This is a genomic window from Caulobacter sp. NIBR1757 (assembly GCF_027912495.1).
Lineage (GTDB): Bacteria > Pseudomonadota > Alphaproteobacteria > Caulobacterales > Caulobacteraceae > Caulobacter.
This window is the reverse complement of sequence record NZ_CP115463.1, coordinates 3,293,393-3,311,309: the sequence shown is the minus strand read 5'-3', so window position 1 is coordinate 3,311,309 and position 17,917 is coordinate 3,293,393. Positions and strand designations below refer to the sequence as shown.

The following is a 17,917-nucleotide window of genomic DNA, read 5'->3' as shown; positions in this document are numbered from 1 at the left end:
GCAACCCAGGTTGATCTGAGTAACGGAGGCGGCGGACCCAAAAGGTCCGCCGCCTTTCGTTTGGGTGCTCTCCCGCGGGGCTTGACGGGCCCGCGTCCGACCGGCGAGGAACGGGCCATGAGCGGTTCAGCGGAGCAGTGGCGGGACGAGGGCATGGCGGCCAGCGCCCGCCGCGACCATGCCGGCGCCATCCGCGCCTTCGAGCAGGCGGTCATACTCAGTCCCCGCGATCCGGCCCTGGCCGCGCGCCTGGCCCTCGAGCGGCTGACCTGGGGCGACATCGACGGGGCCCGATCCGGCGCCCGGGCGGCGCGGGACCTCCCCGGCATTGACGCCAAATCCCTCGACCGTCTGGGTCACATCCTCAACCGCACAGCCGACTTCGACGAGGCCCTGGCCCTGTTCCGCCGGGCGGCCGCCCTGGCGCCCAGGGATGCCGCCATCCTCAGGAATCTGGCCTGGGGCGCCCAGCATGCGGGCCAGTTCGCCGAGGCTGAAGCGGCGCTTCGCCGGACGCTGGCCCTGGCGCCCGCCGACGACAAGGCCTGGTTCAGTCTGTCCGGCCTGCCCGGCTGGCGGCCGACGGCGGGCGATGTCGCCGCCCTCGAGCGCCTGCTGGCCGGGGCCGCCGGCGACGAGGAGCGCAGCCTCGGCTTCGGCCACGCCCTGGCGCGCGCCCAGGAGACGCTCGGCGACGCGCCGGCCGCCCTCGCCATCCTGACCCGCGCCAAGGCCCCCCGCCGCCGCGCCCGCCGTTTCGACGTCGCCGCCGCCGTCGCCGCCTTCGAGGCGGCGCCGGTCGCCTGGTCCCGGGGGCCGACCGGGCAGGGCGATCCGTCCGACGCCCCGATCTTTGTCGTCGGTCCGCCGCGCTCGGGCACCACCCTGCTGGACCGCATCCTCTCCAGTCACCGACAGGTCACCTCGGCGGGGGAATTGCGCGCCATGCCGTTGCTGGCCCTGCGCATCGCCGGCCTGCAGGTCGAACGCAGCCCCAGCGCCGAGATCATGCTGCGCACCGCCGGCGCTCCGGCGGCGATGGTCGGCAAGACCTATCTGGAGGCGGCGGCCTCCCTGGCCGGGACGACGCCGCGCTTCACCGACAAGCGGCCGTTCAACCTGATCTTCGCCGGCCTGATCTCACGGGCCCTGCCGGGCGCCCGCATCCTGCGCATGCGCCGCCGTCCGGCCGACACCGTGCTGGGCAACTATCGCCAGTTCTTCGCCTCGGGCTCGGTTTTCCACGACTACGCCTACGATCTGGAAGACACCGCCCGCTACGTCGCCGGCCTGGAGGCGCTCAGCGCCGCCTGGGAGCGCCTGCTGCCGCCCGATCGCTACCGGGTCATTGACTACGAGGCCCTGGTCGCCGACCCGGAACGGCAGATTCGCGGCGTCCTCGATTTCTGCGGCCTCGCCTGGGACCCGGCCTGCCTCGACTTCCATCGCAATACGGCCGGCGTCTCGACCGCCTCGGCCGTGCAGGTCCGCGAGCCGCTGCACGACCGCAGCATCGGCCTGTGGCGCCGCTACGGCCCGGGTTTCGAACCGGCTCTGAAGATCCTGCGCGAGGCGGGCCTGGAGCCCTAAGGACACACTGAATTGCCGCGCCCCGACGGAGCGAGCGTCAGCGCCACTGCACGCGGCAATTCAATGTGTCCCCGTTTCCTTCCCCCCAAAGAGAAAGGGCGGGGATTGCTCCCCGCCCTTTCGGTCTTCATGAGGTGAACCGGGCCTAGAGGCCGCCCGGGCCGCACTCGGTGCGCAGGTAGGTGTCGATGGCGTTGAGCACCTGGCCGACCTGGCCCGGCTCCCACTTGTTCGACTGGTGGCCCATGTTCTTGAGCTCCAGGAACTTGACCGGCTTGCCGGACCGCTTGGCGGCGGCGACGAAGCGTTGGGACTGGGTGATCGGCACGGTGATGTCCAGTTCCCCGTGATAGAGGAAGATCGGGATCGCCAGTTCGCCGGCGTGATCCAGCGGCTGGAGGCCGCCGATGGTCGGCCGTTGCGCCTCTTTCAGGTAGCCCTGGTTCAGGCGTTCGCGGAACTGATCCAGTTCGGCGACGCCTGCGCCGGCGACGGAGCACTGATAGATGTTGTTGGGACGAACCGCGGCCGCCATGGCCGCGTAGCCGCCGTAGCTGTAGCCGTGCATGGCGACGCGATCCGGGGCGGCGATCTTCTGGGCGATCAGGTATTTCACCCCGTCGTCCATGTCGTCCTGCATCTTCTGGCCCCATTCGTTGTCGCCGGCGCGCCACAGCTTCTGGCCCCAGCCGTCCGAACCGCGGTACTGCGGCTGCAGCACGGCATAGCCGCGCGAGGCGAAGTACTGCGTCCAGCCCGAACCGTCCCAGGTCAGGTAGTCGCGGGCCCAGGGGCCGCCGTGCGGCGTAACGATGGTCGGGTAGGGGCCGGGGCCGTACAGCGCAGGGTTCGGCGAGGTCAGGAAGGCCGGCACCATCAGGCCGTCACGGGCCGCGTACTGAATCAGCTTGGTGGCGCCCAGGGCCTGAAGCTTGGCCGGGGTCATCCACGGGCGCTGCTTGCCGAGCAGGGTCAGCTGACCGCCGTCGGTCAGCAGGTAGTATTCAGCCGGGGTGCTGGGGCCGGTCTTGACGACGATGGCGTACTTGAAGTCGTCGGACCAGCTGTTGAGCTTGACGTCCGCGCCGTCGGCGATCGAGAGGTTGGCCTTGTCGCCGCTGGCCGGATCGACCCAGGCCAGCTTGGTGGTCTTGATTCCCAGCGCCTTGCGCAGGCCCTTCTGCAGGCCGTCCAGCTGCGGATCGACCCAGTAGTCTTCCTGGCTCGCCCCGGCGTAGCTGAAGCCCAGCAGGCGGCCGACGTCCTTGGCCGCGTTCGAGGTGCGAACGCCAGTCGAATCGAACAGCTTGATCTCGAAGGCGGTTTCCAGCGGCTTGCGGGCGGCGATGTCGTAGAGAATGATCGCCGCCTTGTCCCGGCCCTTGTTGGTCTGGACGTAGGCGATGTTGGGATCTTCGGTGAAGCCGATGAGGTCCATCTGCTCGCGGTCGGCCGCGAAGTAACGGAACAGCTCGCTCCAGCTGCCCGACTTGTCGCGGACGTACTGGGCGACGTAGAGGCGGCCGCCTTCATAGTCGACGGTCTGGCGGGCGCGGATGTCGCCGTTGTTGTCGGTCTGCTCGCCGCCGAACTTGTCCGAGCGGTTGTAGATCTTGGCCATGTTGCCGGTGTAGACGTTCAGCTTGAACGCCCCCTCGCGGGTCATCACCAGGATGTTCTTGGGGTCCCGCGGCAGCAGGTCCAGCACGTTGGCGGCCTCTTTCGAGCCCTGGTCGGAATCGCCGGTGGTGGTCTTCCAGTCCTTGCCTTCCAGATCGGTGATCATCAGGCGGAAGCGGTAGTCCTTGTCGGTGCCTTCGGTGACCAGCTGGCGGACGACCACGCCGATGCGATCGTTCTTGACGAACTGCACGCCCTGGCAATCGCCGCGATCGCCGCAGCCGATGTTGGTGGCCGGCTTCTTCATGTCGGCCGTCGACCAGATCGAGACCACGCTGCGGACGCCGTCATCGGAGCGGATGGCGGCGATATGCTTGCCGTCGGGCGAGATGGTGACCTGGCGGATGGCCGCGGTGCGGCTGAAATCCTCGGCCGTTGGCGGCGTGGCGGGCGCCGTCTGGGCGGTGGCCAGACCGGCGCCGGCGGCCCCGATGGTTAGGACGGCGGCCGCGACGGCCCCCAAGACTCGATAAGACAATTTCACGGTGAAACCCCAAGGATTAAGGCGCTCGCCCCGGAGGAGAATGATGCGGTCCCTTTTCACCAAAGGAACGCTACACGCCCGATCCGACCACGTTTGAGAGGCAATCTATCCTGAAATGCCGGTGAGCCAAGTCAATCTTCCCTCATGGGCGCGAGCCGCAATGTGTCGCAAACCGGCGGTCCCTGAGCGGACTGTGGCGAGATTGTAACGCCCTCATGACGAATGGCCGCAATGCCGTCATCATTGTTGGCAGGCCCGTCCAAGCTGCCTAGTGTCGGCGTTACCGCGCGGAATCTCGTGTTTCGCGATCGGTCGCCTGTGCGGCCGAGGGGATCATCGGGCTACTGGGGAAAGTGCTCACAATGCTGGATCGCAAGTTTTTGCTCGGAACGACTCTGATCGCTGGCCTCTCGGCCGCCGCGCTGGTTGCTCCGACTGTCGCCATGGCCCAACCGGCCGCGGCTCCCGCCGCCGCGCCCGCCGCGGACGACGAAGATGAGGAAGAGGCCGACGTTTCGGCGCTGGTCATCACCGGGTCGCGCATCAAGCGCTCGGAGTTCAACAGCTCCGCTCCGATCCAGGTGATCACGTCCGAGCAGTCCTCGCTCGAAGGCCTGGTCGACACCGCTGAAATCCTTCAGCAGTCGTCGGTGGCCGCAGGTTCGTTCCAGGTGAACAACCAGCTGACCGGCTTCGTGACCGACGGCGGTCCCGGCGCCAACACCATCTCGCTCCGCGGCCTGGGCGCCACCCGCACCCTGGTCCTGCTGAACGGCAAGCGCGTCGGCCCGGCCGGTACGCGTGGCACCGTCGGCCCCGTCGACCTGAACGTCATCCCGAACTCGATCGTCGAGCGCTTCGAGATCCTGAAGGACGGCGCCTCGTCGATCTACGGTTCGGACGCCGTCGCCGGCGTCATCAACATCATCACCAAGTCGAACCTCGACGGCCTGGAACTCAACGTCTACGGCAACGTCCCCTTCGAAGAAGGTGGCGAGCAGTACCGTGGGTCGATCGCCTGGGGCAAAACCTGGGACCGTGGCTACCTGAACGCCTCGCTGAACTACCAGGAAAGCAAGATCCTGCGTCGTAGCCAGCGCGACGACACCGCCTGTGCGGCCGACTACCTCCGCATCGGCGGCCGTGGCGGCCCGCGGGCTGACTACGCCAACACCGACCCGAGCCAGGAAGCGCCCGACGCGATCAAGTGCTACGGCCTGTTCTCCCGCGTTCTGCGCACGACCAACGCCTTCGGCGACCTGATCTACAAGGATCCGGGCGTGGTCTACCCGGCGTTCAACGCGGCCGGCAACAACGCCCCGGCGGCGATCACCTTCGGTGGCGTGACCTACGACCTGGCTCGCCAGGGCCGCGCCAACCGTCCCGAGACCTTCCCCTACGGGCACTACGACGACGACCTCTACGGCCGCCAGTCGATCCTCAGCCCGGTGAAGAACACCTCGTTCTACGCCTCGGGTGGTTTCGATATCCTGCCGAGCCTCGAGCTCTACGGCGAGTTCCTGTTCAACAAGCGTGAGTCGGCCCAGTTCGGCGCCCGCCAGTTCTTCCCGTCGGTCAACCCGCGCAACCCGGCGATCCCGGACATCTTCAAGACCGTCGCCCAGGGCGGCGTCGCGGCTCAGACGGGCTACTTCAACCCGGCCGGCTCCAACCTGCTGCCGCTGATCCCGTTCCGTTCGGACCGCTCGCAGGAAGTCAACTACTGGCGCACCGTGGTCGGCATCCGTGGCGATATCGGCCGCTTCAGCTGGGACGTCTTCTACCAGCACAGCGACTCGGACGCCGAGTACCACAACTACTCGATCTACAACGACCGCACGGTCGCGCTGACCGGCGCCGTCCGTTGTAACCAGGCGGCAATCACCATCTCGGGCGGCAACTGCGCCGACCTCCCGAACGGCATCGACTGGACGTCGCAGCGGATCCTGGAAGGCAACTTCACCCAGGCCGAGCTGGACTTCCTGACCTTCGACGCCGTCGGCAACACCACCTACAAGCAGGATCTGGTTGAAGCGTCCTTCTCGGGCGACCTGTTCAACCTGCCTGCCGGTCCGGTCGGCGCCGCCTTCGGTATCACCGCCCGCAAGGACGAGATCGACGACACGCCGGACGACAACGAGCAGGCTGGTAACTTCTGGGGCTCCTCGGCCGCCGGCCATACCTTCGGCGACGACACCGTCACCGAAGTGTTCGCCGAGTTCGAAGTGCCGATCCTGAAGGGTCTGCCGGGCATCGAAAGCCTCGATCTGCAGCTCTCGGGCCGCTACACCGAGTATGACTCCTACGGTAACGGCGACACCTACAAGGTGGGCCTGAACTGGCAGATCACGCCGGCCTGGCGCATCCGCGCCACCAAGGGCACCTCCTTCCGCGCCCCGGCGCTGTACGAGCTGTACCTGGCCAACCAGACGTCGTTCACGAACCAAGGCGCGATCGACCCCTGCATCACCTACGAAACCGATCCCAATCCGAACATCCAGGCCAACTGTGCGGCGGCGGGCGTTCCGGTCGGTTACACGGCCGCGGGCAGCAGCTCGGCTCTGGTCATCACCGGCGGCGGCGCCGGCATCCTCGATGCCGAAACCTCCGAAGCCTACACGGTCGGTGTGATCTGGACCCCCAGCTTCATCGATCTGTCGGTGGCGGTCGAATACTTCGACTTCCTGGTCAGCGATGAAGTGCGTCAGTTCGGTTCGGCCAACATCCTGAACCAGTGCTACTCCGAGAGCACGACTGGCGGCACGCTCACCAGCCCGTTCTGCTCGCTCTTCACGCGGAACGGACCTGGCGCCGCGCTGCGTCCGAACGAGGTCATTTCGGTCAACAACAGCTATGTGAACATCGCTGAGCAGGTGAACCGGGGTATCGATCTGACGATCCGCTACACCCACGAGTTCGACTTCGGCCGACTGACCTTCGACAGCCAGTTCACCTGGCAGACGAAGGACACCACCAGCCTGCTGGGCGGCGTGACCGAAGACTACAATGGTACGACGACCGAACCGGACTTCACCGGCAACATGTCGCTGCGCTTCGACCGTGGTGACTGGACGGTGTTCTGGAACACGGACATGATCGGCAAGCAGTCGGATACGGACCAGTTCGGTTCCGACGTCTTCTCGTCGACCCGTTACGGCACGACCGTCTACTACAAGCAGTACAACGAGTTCACCGCCTACCACTCGTTGTCGGTGCGCAAGAAGATGGACGACTGGACGTTCGCCAGCGGCATCCAGAACGTGTTCGACGAGCGGCCCCCGGCTCAGTCCGCTGGCCAGTTCCGCGCCGGCACCGCCGCGCTGAACCTCTACGACATGCGCGGCCGCCGGGTGTTCTTCAGCGTCACCAAGCGCTTCTAGAACCTCCGACCGTCAGGTCGATCTACAAGGCGGGCCGGCGAGGGAAACCTCGCCGGCCTTTCCTTTTGCGCCGGGCCCGAGCCCCGACGGAGCGGTGGGCCCTGGCCAGGACCGCCGCGGATTATGTCTAGACATATTCATCATGCCTTCCGGGGCCCGGGGGCCGACCAGGGCGGCGCGCGGCGGGGCGTAGGGGCGAGGCCGCCCGTGGAGGCCAACAAACCCCGCTCCGGCCGCTACACGCGGCCTACGCTGAGACCAACATTCCCCGCCCCCCGAACCACCGGCAAGTCACGGAAAAGGCGGTCCTTTCCCAATCGGTGCTCCTGGCGCCCGACGCTCCCGGCTCTAATGGTAGGCCTCTTCGACAAGGCGACCCGGCTGGCGCCCATGAGAAAGGGCCCCGGATCGCTCCGGGGCCCTTCGGTCTTCCGGCCGGTCAGGAACCGCTAGCGGTCCAGGCGCGGGCTCGGGGCCATCACTGTGGCGCCGCGTTCCCGCAGCCGGCTCTGGGCCATCTCGTCCATGATCGCCTCGGCGCGCGGGTCGCCGAACACCCAGGCGGCGGCCGCGAGGGTCTTGATCGACGCCGAGCTGACGCCAAACATCTTTTCCAGCGCCTCGAACGGCGACTTGGGCCCGCCCATGACCTTGAGCTTCACCTCGCCCTTGATGCCGGCCAGCCGCTTGGCTTCGTCGACGGCGTCGTAGAAGCCGCCCAGCCGATCGACCAGGCCCAGCTGGCGGGCCTGCGCCCCGGTCCAGACCCGACCCTTGGCCAGCTCACGCACCTTCTCCACCGGCATCTTGCGGCCGGTGGCCACCCTGTGGACGAAGCCTTCGTAGATGGTGTCCATCCAGCCCGAGAAAGCCGCCTTCTGGCCCTGATTGAAGCCCTGTTCGGTGCCGAACGCCCCGGCGTAGTCGCCGCCGACGCTGGTCTCGCGCACGTCGACGCCGAACCGGCCCAGAGCGTCGCCGAGCACGAACTTGCCGCCGTAGACGCCGATGGAGCCGGTCAGGGTGGTGGGCTGGGCGACGATCGAATCGGCCTGCGAGCTGATCCAGTAGCCGCCGGAGGCCGCATAGGTGCCCATGCTGACCACCACCGGCTTGCCGGCCTTCCTGGCCGCCTGCACGGCCGCCAGGATCTGTTCGGAGGCGGTGTCAGAGCCGCCCGGCGAGGAAACGCGGAAGACGATGGCCTTGACGGTCTTGTCCTCGGCCGCGTCGTAGATGGCTTTAGCCACCTCGTCCGACCAGACGGTCTCGTCGCCGCCGAACGGATTTCCGCCGCCGCCGGCGCCGGTCATGATGGCGCCCTCGGCCCCGATCACCGCGATGGTCTGGCCAGACTTGGTGCTTGGGCTGGCGGTGTAGTCATCGAAGTCGATCAGTTTGGCGTTCTTGCCGGCCTTGGCCAGCAGGGCGTCGGAGGCTTCCTTCACCTGGCCGACGTTGTCGATCAGCTTGCGGTCCCTGGCTTGGGTGGCCGACCACGGGCCCCCCTCGATGGCGGCGACCACGGCCTCGGGGGCCAGTTTCCGGTCAGCCGCGGCGGTGACGAGGCTGGTGCGATAGATCGACCCCATCCACGACAGCTGCGCCTCCTTGTGGGCCGGGGTGTAGTCGTCGTGCAGGTAGGGATTGACCGCGTTCTTGTATTCCTTGCGCTGCTCGAAATCGGCCTTGACGCCATACTTGTCGAACAGGCGCTTGAAGAACATGTCTTCCACCGCCATGCCGGTGGCCTGGAAGGCGGCGCCCGGCTGCATCCAGACGTCGCCGGTCGAGGCGGCCAGCATGTAGGTCGAGGTCACCGCGCCGCTGGGATAGAGGCCCTGGCTGTGGGCCATCATCGGCTTGCCGCTGGCCCGGAAGTGGATGAAGGCCTGGCGCAGCTCATCGGCCGCGGCCGGGGCCATGCCGCCCTCGGGCAGGCGCACGAACACGCCCTTGACCTTGCTGTCCTTCTCGGCCGCCCGCAGCTTCTCGACCACGCCGATCACCGAATGGCCGCCGCCGCCGAAGACAGCGAAGGGGTTCTGCGGATCCTGGTCGGTAAGGCCGGTGCGCAGGTCCAGTTCCAGCACGGCGGCGGCCGGGGTTACCGGCTCGCTGTTCTTGGCGGCCGCCCCGACCAGGCCGACGACCAGAATCACCGGCACGATGAAGAGGAACAGGAAAAGGCCGACGAAGACCCCGGCGATGGTCAGGAGGAACTGCTTCATCAAAATCCCCAATCGGCGCGGTCAGACCCGGTCAGGCCGCGAGCGTTGTCGTCACGCTTAACTGGTGTCGCGTTGCGGTCAAATGAAGACGACGCAACAAATCGCTTTGCTTTCGGGGTGTTGCGTCCCGATTGCCCCCCGGACGGGTGGGCGATTCCTGGATTTGGGGAAAATGGTCGGAGTGGCAGGATTCGAACCTGCGACCCCCGCGTCCCGAACGCGGTGCTCTACCAGACTGAGCCACACTCCGACTTGAGGAGCGGGCTTATAGAGGAGCGCATCGCGCGCCGCAACACGTGAAATACACCCGTTGCATCCTCCGTGCGCCTGCGCTATCTCCCCCCACCTTGCCGGGGCCCAGCGGGCTTCGCGCCGTTCCTGCTGGGGAATGGTGTAATGGTAACACTGCGGTTTTTGGTACCGTCATTCTAGGTTCGAGTCCTAGTTCCCCAGCCATCTCCTCCATCTCTCCTTCAAGCCATGCGGCGCCCCTGCACGCCCGCGCCGGCAAGTACCGGGGATGGTCCGCTTCCTCCTCGTCCTGGCCCTTGTCGTCCTGCCTCTGGCCGCCTTTGCAGGCTGGCGCGCTTTTCGGGACTGGGAGCCCGATCCGTCCCGCTATCCCGTGCGCGGCATCGACGTGTCGCATCACCAGGGCGACATCGACTGGCAGGCCGTCGCCGCCGACGATGTCGCTTTCGCCTATCTCAAGGCCAGCGAGGGCGGCGACCACCGGGATCGTGAGTTCGCCGGCAACTGGCGGGCGGCGCGGGCGGCGGGGCTCAAGGTCGGGGCCTATCACTTCTTCACCTTCTGCCGGCCCGGCGCCGACCAGGCCCGCAACTTCCTGGCCGCCGTCCCCGCCATGCCCGGCGCCCTGCCGCCGGCCGTAGACCTGGAGTTCGGCGGCAACTGTGGGGCGATGCCCTCCCACGCCGACCTGCGCCGCGAGCTCGACGCCTTCCTCGGCCTCGTCGAGGCCCGCTACGGCCGCCAGGCGGTGCTCTATGTCACCCCCGATTTCCACCGCGCCTACGGTGGCGCCTTGCCCGACCGGCCCCTGTGGAAGCGCAAGATCGTCATGCCGCCGTTCGGCGGCCGGCCCTGGACCTTGTGGCAGTTCCACAATCGCGGCGAGGTGGACGGCGTCACCGGTCCGGTCGATCTCAATGTTTTCGCCGGCGACGCGGTCGCCTTCGAGGCCTTCGCGCGTGGCGCGCTGTATTAACGCCATCGGACCTGTTAGCCATTCCGGCATGAGCCGGAGACGAGTGATGGGTCAGGCAGCGTTGGACACAGGGAAGACCGGGGGCGTCCAGCCTTGATGCGCAACCGCATCCTGCTGATTCCCATCGCCCTGGTCGTCGTTCTGGCCGGGCTGACGGCCTACATGGCCTTCAACCACGTCACCACCCTTCGCGAGAGCCGCCATTGGGAGCGCCATACCTTCGAGGTGCTGGATGCGGCCCGGGGCGTCTTCTCCCTGGTGCAGGACGCCGAGAACGGCCAGCGGGGCTTTCTGTTGACCCGCGACGAGACCTACCTGGAGCCCTTCGAGGCCGCCGTCGAGAAGCTGGGGCCGGAGAGCGAGCGGCTGCGCCGCATGGTGCGGGACAACCCTGACCAGTCGGCGAGGGCGCGGGAGATCGAACGGGCGCTCACGTTGCGCATGGCGATCATCGAACGCACCAACGGGATGGTTCGCGAAAACAGGCTGGAGGCCGCCCGGGACCTCCTGGAGACCGGCCGTGGCAAGGTCCAGATGGACCGCATCCGCCAGTTGGTCGGAGAGCTGATCGCCAGCGAGAAGGGCCTGCTGGCCGAGCGTCAGAAGCAGGCCGACGCCGAGGAGCAGCTCAGCTTCCTGATCGGACTGATCTTCGCCGCCATCGCCCTGGCCGGCCTGGCCTGGGCCATCTTCGGCCTCGGCCGCGCCAACCATCAGCTGGGCCAGGCCCTGGCCGCTCGTGATGCCGCCCAGCATGGCCAGCGCGAGAGCGTCGCGCTCTACAGCGCCGTGTTCGCCAACACCGCCGACTACGTCTTCGTCATCGGCGTGGGCGAGGACGGCCGTTTCACCCTGGAGGACCTCAATCCGGCCCTCGAGGCCGCCACCGGCCTGAAGGCCGACCGCATGCGCGGCAAGACGGTCGAACAGCTGGCCCCGGCCCCGGCCGCCAAGGCGCTCAGCGCCTACTACCAGCGGGTCGTCGACAAGGGCGCGCCCCTCTCCACACGGGACGAGTTGCCGTTCCCCGGAGGGGTCACGCGGATCTGGGAATCGGTTCTGGTGCCAGTGCACGGTGAGGACGGCCGCATCGAGCGCATCGTCGGCTCGGCCCGCGACGTTACCGAGCGCGAGGCCCAGGAGGGCCAACTCCGCCGCGCCCAGCGCATGGAGGCGGTCGGCCAGCTGACCGGCGGCGTCGCCCACGACTTCAACAACCTGCTGCAGGTCATCCGCGCCAACCTCGAGCTGATCGAGCCGGCCATCACCGACGAGAAGGCCCGGCGCCGCCTGCGCAACGCCATCCACGGGGCCGAGCGGGCCGCCGACCTGACCCGTCGCCTGCTGGCCTTCGCCCGCCGCCAGCCGCTGGAGCCGCAGCCGATCAACCTGGGCCGCCTGGTCGGCGAGGTGGCCGAGCTGATGCGTCGAACGATCGGCGAGGGGGTCGAGGTCGAGACGGTCATCGCCGGCGGCCTGTGGAACACCCTGGCCGACCCGGCCCAGGTCGAGAGCGCTCTGCTGAACCTGGCCATCAACGCCCGTGACGCCATGCCCGGGGGCGGCCGCCTGACGGTGGAGGTCGCCAACGCCGCCCTCGACGACGACTACGCCCGCCAGGAGCCCGACGTGAAGGCAGGCCAGTACGTGATGCTGGCGGTCTCCGACAGCGGCGCCGGCATGAGCCCCGAAACCCTGGCCCGTGTCTTCGAACCCTTCTTCTCGACCAAGGGCGAGGGCAGGGGCACGGGCCTCGGCCTCTCGATGGTCTACGGCTTCGTCAAACAGTCCGGCGGCCACATCAAGATCTACAGCGAGCCAGGCCAGGGCACGACCGTGAAGCTCTACCTGCCGCGCACCCGCAAGGCCGCCGTCGAGCGTACAGCCACCCAGGCGACGGCGCCGGCTGGACGGGGCCAGACCATTCTCGTCGTCGAGGACGAACAGGCCGTGCGCGAGGCCGCCGTCGCCATGCTGACCGACATGGGGTTCAGCGCCCTGCAGGCCGATGGTCCTGAAAGCGCCCTGGCCATCCTGAACGGCGATGCGGCCATCGACCTGATGTTCACCGACGTCATCATGCCCGGCGCCATCAAGACCCGCGACTTCGCCGCCAGGGCCCAGACGCTGCGCCCCGGCCTGCCGGTGCTCTACACCTCCGGCTACACCGAGAACGCCATCGTCCACCACGGCCGCCTCGACGAGGGCGTCAACCTGCTGTCCAAGCCCTACGGACGAGAGGCCCTGGCCCGGAAGGTCATGCAGGCGCTGGGCGGGGCCAGGCCGACCGTGCTGCTGGTCGAGGACGACGCCCTGATCCGCGAAGCCGCCGCCGAGATGATCGCCGCCCTCGGCTATGCCGTCGAGCCGGCCGGCGACGGACCGGGCGCCCTGGCGGTGCTGGAAGGCGCCGGCCGGGTCGATGTGCTGTTCACCGACCTCGGCCTGCCGGGCATGAACGGCCGGGACCTGGCGGCCAAGGCCCTGGCCCTGCGGCCCGATCTGCGCATCGTCTTCGCCACTGGCGAGCTGGAGCCCGAGGATGGCGGCGGCGCCGCCTGGCTGACAAAGCCCTACGACGCCGCCGCCCTGGCCAGGGTCATCGGCCGGATCGGCTGATCACTCGACCTTCAGGCGGACGAACAGCATGCCGCCGCCGGGGTCGCCATAGCTGGCCGAGAGCGGCGCCGGGATATCGTAGGCGTTGACCAGGCCGCCGACGCCGACCCGCACGTTGTCCGTCACCCACCAGTCGTGGATGACGCCCAGCGAGGCCTTGCGGACCGTGTATTGCGGCCCGTGGTGGACGCCGAGAGTCAGCTCCGACTGATCCACCTGCTCCAGGCGGGTGAAGATCGTCCAGGGGCCGGGCTGCACGGCGCCCTCGACCAGCCAGGCCTGGGAGGTGTCGCCGGGGACGATGTCCTTGCGGGCCCAGGCCAGGGTCCCGGAAACCTTGGTGTCTCCGAAATTCCGTGTGTAGAGCGCGCTCAGGGAAACCCGGCGCTCGTCATGGTCGGGTTCCAGGGCCTCCGGACTCTTGATGTTGGCCCAGCTGGCCTGCAGGGCCCAGTTTTCCGTCGGGTTCCAGCTGAACCGGACAGCGGTGGAGTCGAGATCGCCGGTCTCGATGTCCCAGCGCTCCTGATCCGGTTCCCGGCCCCGGAAGCGCGAGGCCTCGACCTTGAACGGCCCGTTGGCGTAGCCGGCGGTGAGGACGCCGAAGGTGATGTGGGTGCTGTCCAGCCAGTGGTGGCTGATCGGCGCCTCGGGGCTGTCCATGGCGGCCGGGCGGTGCATGAAGGCCGGCGGGCCAAAGGCCGGCTCGCCGGGCAGGCCGCCGTAGAGGAAGAGGCTCTGGTCGCCGTCCAGGCGGAAGGAGACGCTGGCCGACAGCTCCATGAACAGGTCATGGGGATGTTGCCGATCGACCAGGGGCTCGACTCCGTCGGCGCTCTCGCCGGCCGCCAGCAGCAGCGGATAGCCCTCCTCGCCCATCAACGGGTCGGGGCTGAGCATGGCGCGGAACTGGACAGTCGTATTGCCGACCTCCCGGCTGGCCGAGGCCATGACCATGCCGGCGATGAAGCCCTTGTCGTCGCCGCGCGGCCCCGACTGGTCGCTATAGACGGCGTTGAGCAGGACGTGGCTCATCACCATCCAGTCGCCCAGGCTGGAATGGACGCCGCCGTGTCCCGCGGCCTCGGGTTGCCAGCTGGTGCCGCTGGCGTCGCGGGCCATGGGCCAGGGCCCGTAGGGGCTCTGCATGCCCATCGTGGCCATCTCCCCATGGTCCATGTTGGCGTGGTCGGGTTCGGTCTGGGCAAAGGCGGGCAGGGCGAGGCCGGCGGCAGCCAGAATGGCCGCCCCGCCGAGCAGCGCCCGTTTGGTGTTCGAGGTCATGGGACCTCCTCCTTGTGTTGGCTTGATCATGATCCGAAAGGCCGCCAAGGGCGACCGTGAAGCGGGCGGATCAGGCGCGGGGAGGCGGGGTCTCGGGGGTCAGGGGGCGGCTCAGCAGGGTGGGGCTGGCGATGTTGTAGGTCGCCGCCGTCGCCGCCGTCGGCGTCAGGATGGGGGCGGGCAGGAGGTTGGGGGCCGGCATGCAGCCGACGCAGCAGCTGACCGCCAGGGTGGCCTTGCCGGAGGGGGCGGCGGGCGCCTCGTGGCAGGGCGGCTCGCTCATTGGCATCTCGGCGGCGCGCGCCAGGCTGCCGAAGGCGAAGACGATCGCCGTCAGGATCAGCAGCAGGGGGCGCAGGGCCATCATGCGGGCGAGATAGGCCCTTCCGCTTGCGACCTCAAGCACGGTCAGAATTCCCGCAGGGTCTGTCCGCGACCCGAGGGCTCCGTGCTGTCGCCACCGTTGAGGGACAGCTGCATGAAAACGATGTCGACCCAGCGGCCGTGCTTCCAGCCGACGGCCTTGAAGACGCCGGTGTGTTCGAAGCCCAGCGCCGCGTGCAGGCCGATGGAGCCGGCGTTGAGGCTGTCGCCGATCACCGCCGTCATCTGTCGCAGGCCCAGCGGCTCGCACCGCCGGATCAGCTCGGCCAGCATCAGGCGGCCGACGCCCTTTCCGCCCTGACCAGGGGCGACGTAGACGCTGTCCTCGACCGTGAACCGATAGGCCGAGCGGGGACGGAACGGCTTGGCGTAGCAGAGGCCGACGACCTCACCCTCCTCCTCGGCGACGAGGTAGGGCAGGCCGAGATCCTTCACCTCGGCCAGCCGCCGCGCCATCTCGGCCGGTTCCGGCGGGACCTCCTCGAACGTCCCGAAGCCGTGCAGGCAGGCGTCGCCGTAGATGGCGGCCAGCGCCGGCGCGTCGGCTTCGGTGGCGTCCCGGACGATCACCCCTCATCCTCCCACGTAGCGCGAAGCGCGTACGGGGGAGGGGGACCGCCCGCGAAGCGGGTGGTGGAGGGGGCGAGGACCCCACCGACCTCCAAGGTCTCCCACCGCATTCTTCGAACCCGCAACGTCATCGCTCCGTCACTCGCCCCCTCCACCACCGCCTTCGGCGGCGGTCCCCCTCCCCCGTAAACGGGGGAGGATGGAGATCAAACCCTGGTCCAGCCCTTCTCGACGGCCCAGACCGCGTATGCGTAGTCCAGCGCGATTTCCTTGAGGAAGTCGAACCGCCCCGAAGCGCCGCCGTGGCCGGCCTCCATGTTGATCTTCAGGAGGATGGGATTGCCGCTGGTGGTGTTCTCCCGCAGCTTCACCGCCCACTTCTCCGGCTCCCAGTAGGTGACCCGGCCGTCCGACAGGCCGCCCGTCGCCAGCACGCTGGGATAGGGCTTCTTGCCGACGTTGTCGTAGGGGCTGTAGCTCATCATGTAGTCGTAAGCGGCGGCGTCCTCGATCGGGTTGCCCCATTCGGGCCACTCCGGCGGGGTCAGCGGCAGGCTGGTGTCGCTCATGGTGTTGATGACATCGACGAACGGCACGGCGGCGATGATGCCGGCATAGAGGTCCGGCCGCATGTTGATGACCGCGCCCATCAGCAGACCACCGGCCGAACCGCCGTAGGCCACGGTCTTGGCCGGCTTGCCGTAGCCGTTCTTCTGCAGGTGCTCGGTGCAGGCGATGAAGTCGGTGAAGGTGTTCTTCTTCTTGAACTTGCGGCCGTCCTGGAACCAGCCCCAGCCCTTGTCGGAGCCGCCGCGGATATGGGTGATGGCCCAGACCCAGCCGCGATCGACCAGGCTGAAGTTGCGGATCGAGAAGCCCGGCTCCTGCGGGATACCGTAGGATCCGTAGCCGTAGACCAGCAGCGGCGCCTTGCCGTCGAGGGCGACGTCCTTGCGGCGCAGGACGGTGATCGGCACCTCGGCGCCGTCGCTGGCTTTCGCATAGACACGGTCGACGACGTACTTCGACGGATCGTGGCCCGAGGGGATTTCCTGGGTCTTGCGCAGGGTCTTGGTGCGCGCCTCCATGTCGTAGTCGAACCATTGCCGGGGCGTGGTCGGCGAGGTGTAGGTGTAGCGCATCACCGGGGTGTCGAACTCGAACCCGCCTTCGATGCCCAGCACATAGGCCTTCTCGTCGACGGCGATGGCGTGCTCGGATTTGTCGGCCCGTTTGGTGATGAAGATCGAGTTGTTGGCGTTGACCCGCTCGATCCGGACCAGGTGATCCTTGAAGGCCCCGATGCCGACGATGAAGTGGCCCGGCCGGTGCGCGATCCAGTCCTTCCAGTGGGCGGCCTCGGTCTTGCCGGGCTCGGCGGTGCAGAGCTTGAAGTCGACGGCGCCGCCGGCGTTGGTGCGGATGACGAACTTTCCGTCCCAGTGCTCGACGTCATAGAGGACGCCGGGGTTACGGGCGGCGAAGACCACCGGCGTGGCGGTCGGGGTCTCGGCCGGGATCAGGCGAAGCTCGCTGGTCTCCTGGTTGCCGATGCCGATCGAGATGAAGGCGTCCGAGGCGGTCGTGCCGACGCCCATGAACATGCCCTCGTCGGACTCTTCATAGACCACCGTGGCTTCGCCGCCGCGGGCGGGGCGGCGGAAGACCTTGTCGGGACGGCCCTCGGTGTCGCGGTTGGTCCAGAACAGCCAGGCGCCGTCCGGCGAGAAGATCACATCGCCGTAGCCGGCCTCGATGGTCTCGCCGACCAGCTGGCCGGTCTCCAGGTCCTTGACGAAGATCTTGTGGAATTCCGAACCCTGGGCGTCCTCGGCATAGGCGAACAGCTTGTGGTCGCTGCTGTGGGCGGTGGCGGCGACCTCGGAGTAGGCCTTGCCCTCGGCCAGCTTGTCGGCGTCCAGCAGGATCTGCTCGCCATCCGCCTTGCCCTTGGGTCGGCGACAGAAAAGCGGGTGCTGGCCGCCCTTGTTGAAGCGGGTGTAGTATTCCCAGGCGCCGTCGGGGGCCGGAACAGAGGCGTCGTCCTCCTTGACCCGGCCCTTCATCTCCTCGAACATTTTCGTCTGCAGGTCCTCGGTCGAGGACAGCATGGCCTTGGTGTAGGCGTTCTCGGCGGTCAGGTGCTCCTTCACGTCCGCCTTGACGATGGTCGGGTCGCGCAGGACCTGCTGCCAGTTGTCGTCCTTCATCCAGGCGTAGTCGTCGGTCCGCTTGCGGCCGAGCTGTTCGATGACCTTCGGCTCCTTCTTGACGACGGGAGGCACGGGCTTCGGCTTGGTTGCGGACATGACCTGACCTGGAAGGAGGGCTGCGGCGGCGGCGCTGGCCGCCAGGACTTCACGACGGTTCATATGGAGGCACCCTTGAAAGGTGGATAGGGGGGCATTGAAAGGCCGGACATTCGGCGTTGACCCGACCTTGGCCCGACCCGGCGCGGCGGGTCAAC

General features: G+C 68.0%; 10 protein-coding genes and 2 tRNA genes. 5 read left to right on the top strand and 7 right to left on the bottom strand.

Going from position 1 to position 17,917, the window contains the following annotated elements; all coding sequences use genetic code 11:
* Nucleotides 1-117: 117 nt before the first annotated feature.
* The gene (locus O5I81_RS16100; RefSeq protein ID WP_271065876.1) at nt 118-1,590 is read left to right on the top strand and encodes a sulfotransferase; all 1,473 of its coding nucleotides are present in this window, start codon (nt 118-120) and stop codon (nt 1,588-1,590) included.
* Nucleotides 1,591-1,735: 145 nt separating this feature from the next.
* Here O5I81_RS16100 and O5I81_RS16095 read toward each other — a convergent pair whose 3' ends face one another.
* Nucleotides 1,736-3,754 carry a prolyl oligopeptidase family serine peptidase gene (locus tag O5I81_RS16095; RefSeq protein WP_271065875.1) on the bottom strand — a complete coding sequence of 673 codons (2,019 nt, stop codon included), beginning with the start codon at nt 3,752-3,754 and terminating at the stop codon, nt 1,736-1,738.
* A gap of 362 nt (nt 3,755-4,116) precedes the next feature.
* Here O5I81_RS16095 and O5I81_RS16090 point away from each other — a divergent pair, with 362 nt between their 5' ends.
* Nucleotides 4,117-7,134 (top strand): TonB-dependent receptor, encoded by a 3,018-nt coding sequence (locus O5I81_RS16090; RefSeq protein ID WP_271065874.1) that lies wholly within the window; start codon nt 4,117-4,119, stop codon nt 7,132-7,134.
* Between the two features lie 449 nt (nt 7,135-7,583).
* Here O5I81_RS16090 and sppA read toward each other — a convergent pair whose 3' ends face one another.
* Nucleotides 7,584-9,365 (bottom strand): signal peptide peptidase SppA, encoded by a 1,782-nt coding sequence (sppA, locus tag O5I81_RS16085; RefSeq protein ID WP_271065873.1) that lies wholly within the window; start codon nt 9,363-9,365, stop codon nt 7,584-7,586.
* A gap of 173 nt (nt 9,366-9,538) precedes the next feature.
* Nucleotides 9,539-9,615: transfer RNA gene (locus O5I81_RS16080), tRNA-Pro, on the bottom strand.
* A 132-nt stretch (nt 9,616-9,747) separates the two neighbouring features.
* Here O5I81_RS16080 and O5I81_RS16075 point away from each other — a divergent pair.
* The 3 genes from O5I81_RS16075 (at nt 9,748) to O5I81_RS16065 (ending at nt 13,212) form a co-directional block, all read left to right on the top strand.
* A tRNA-Gln gene (locus O5I81_RS16075) sits at nt 9,748-9,821 on the top strand.
* Between the two features lie 64 nt (nt 9,822-9,885).
* Nucleotides 9,886-10,593, top strand: a complete 708-nt coding sequence (locus O5I81_RS16070; RefSeq protein ID WP_271065872.1) for a GH25 family lysozyme — start codon at nt 9,886-9,888, stop codon at nt 10,591-10,593.
* 96 nt (nt 10,594-10,689) lie between these two features.
* Nucleotides 10,690-13,212 carry a CHASE3 domain-containing protein gene (locus O5I81_RS16065; RefSeq protein WP_271065871.1) on the top strand — a complete coding sequence of 841 codons (2,523 nt, stop codon included), beginning with the start codon at nt 10,690-10,692 and terminating at the stop codon, nt 13,210-13,212.
* On the opposite strand, the gene O5I81_RS16060 is transcribed toward O5I81_RS16065, so the two are convergent.
* From O5I81_RS16060 to O5I81_RS16045, 4 genes are all read right to left on the bottom strand, one after another.
* The gene (locus O5I81_RS16060; protein ID WP_271065870.1) at nt 13,213-14,496 is read right to left on the bottom strand and encodes a hypothetical protein; all 1,284 of its coding nucleotides are present in this window, start codon (nt 14,494-14,496) and stop codon (nt 13,213-13,215) included.
* A 70-nt stretch (nt 14,497-14,566) separates the two neighbouring features.
* A complete protein-coding gene (locus O5I81_RS16055) occupies nt 14,567-14,902 on the bottom strand; it encodes a hypothetical protein (protein WP_271065869.1) in 336 nt (111 codons plus the stop codon).
* Nucleotides 14,903-14,904: 2 nt separating this feature from the next.
* The gene (locus O5I81_RS16050) at nt 14,905-15,450 is read right to left on the bottom strand and encodes a GNAT family N-acetyltransferase (protein ID WP_271065868.1); all 546 of its coding nucleotides are present in this window, start codon (nt 15,448-15,450) and stop codon (nt 14,905-14,907) included.
* 206 nt (nt 15,451-15,656) lie between these two features.
* Complete coding sequence (locus O5I81_RS16045; protein ID WP_271065867.1) at nt 15,657-17,822, bottom strand: S9 family peptidase; 2,166 nt, start codon at nt 17,820-17,822, stop codon at nt 15,657-15,659.
* Nucleotides 17,823-17,917: the final 95 nt, after the last annotated feature.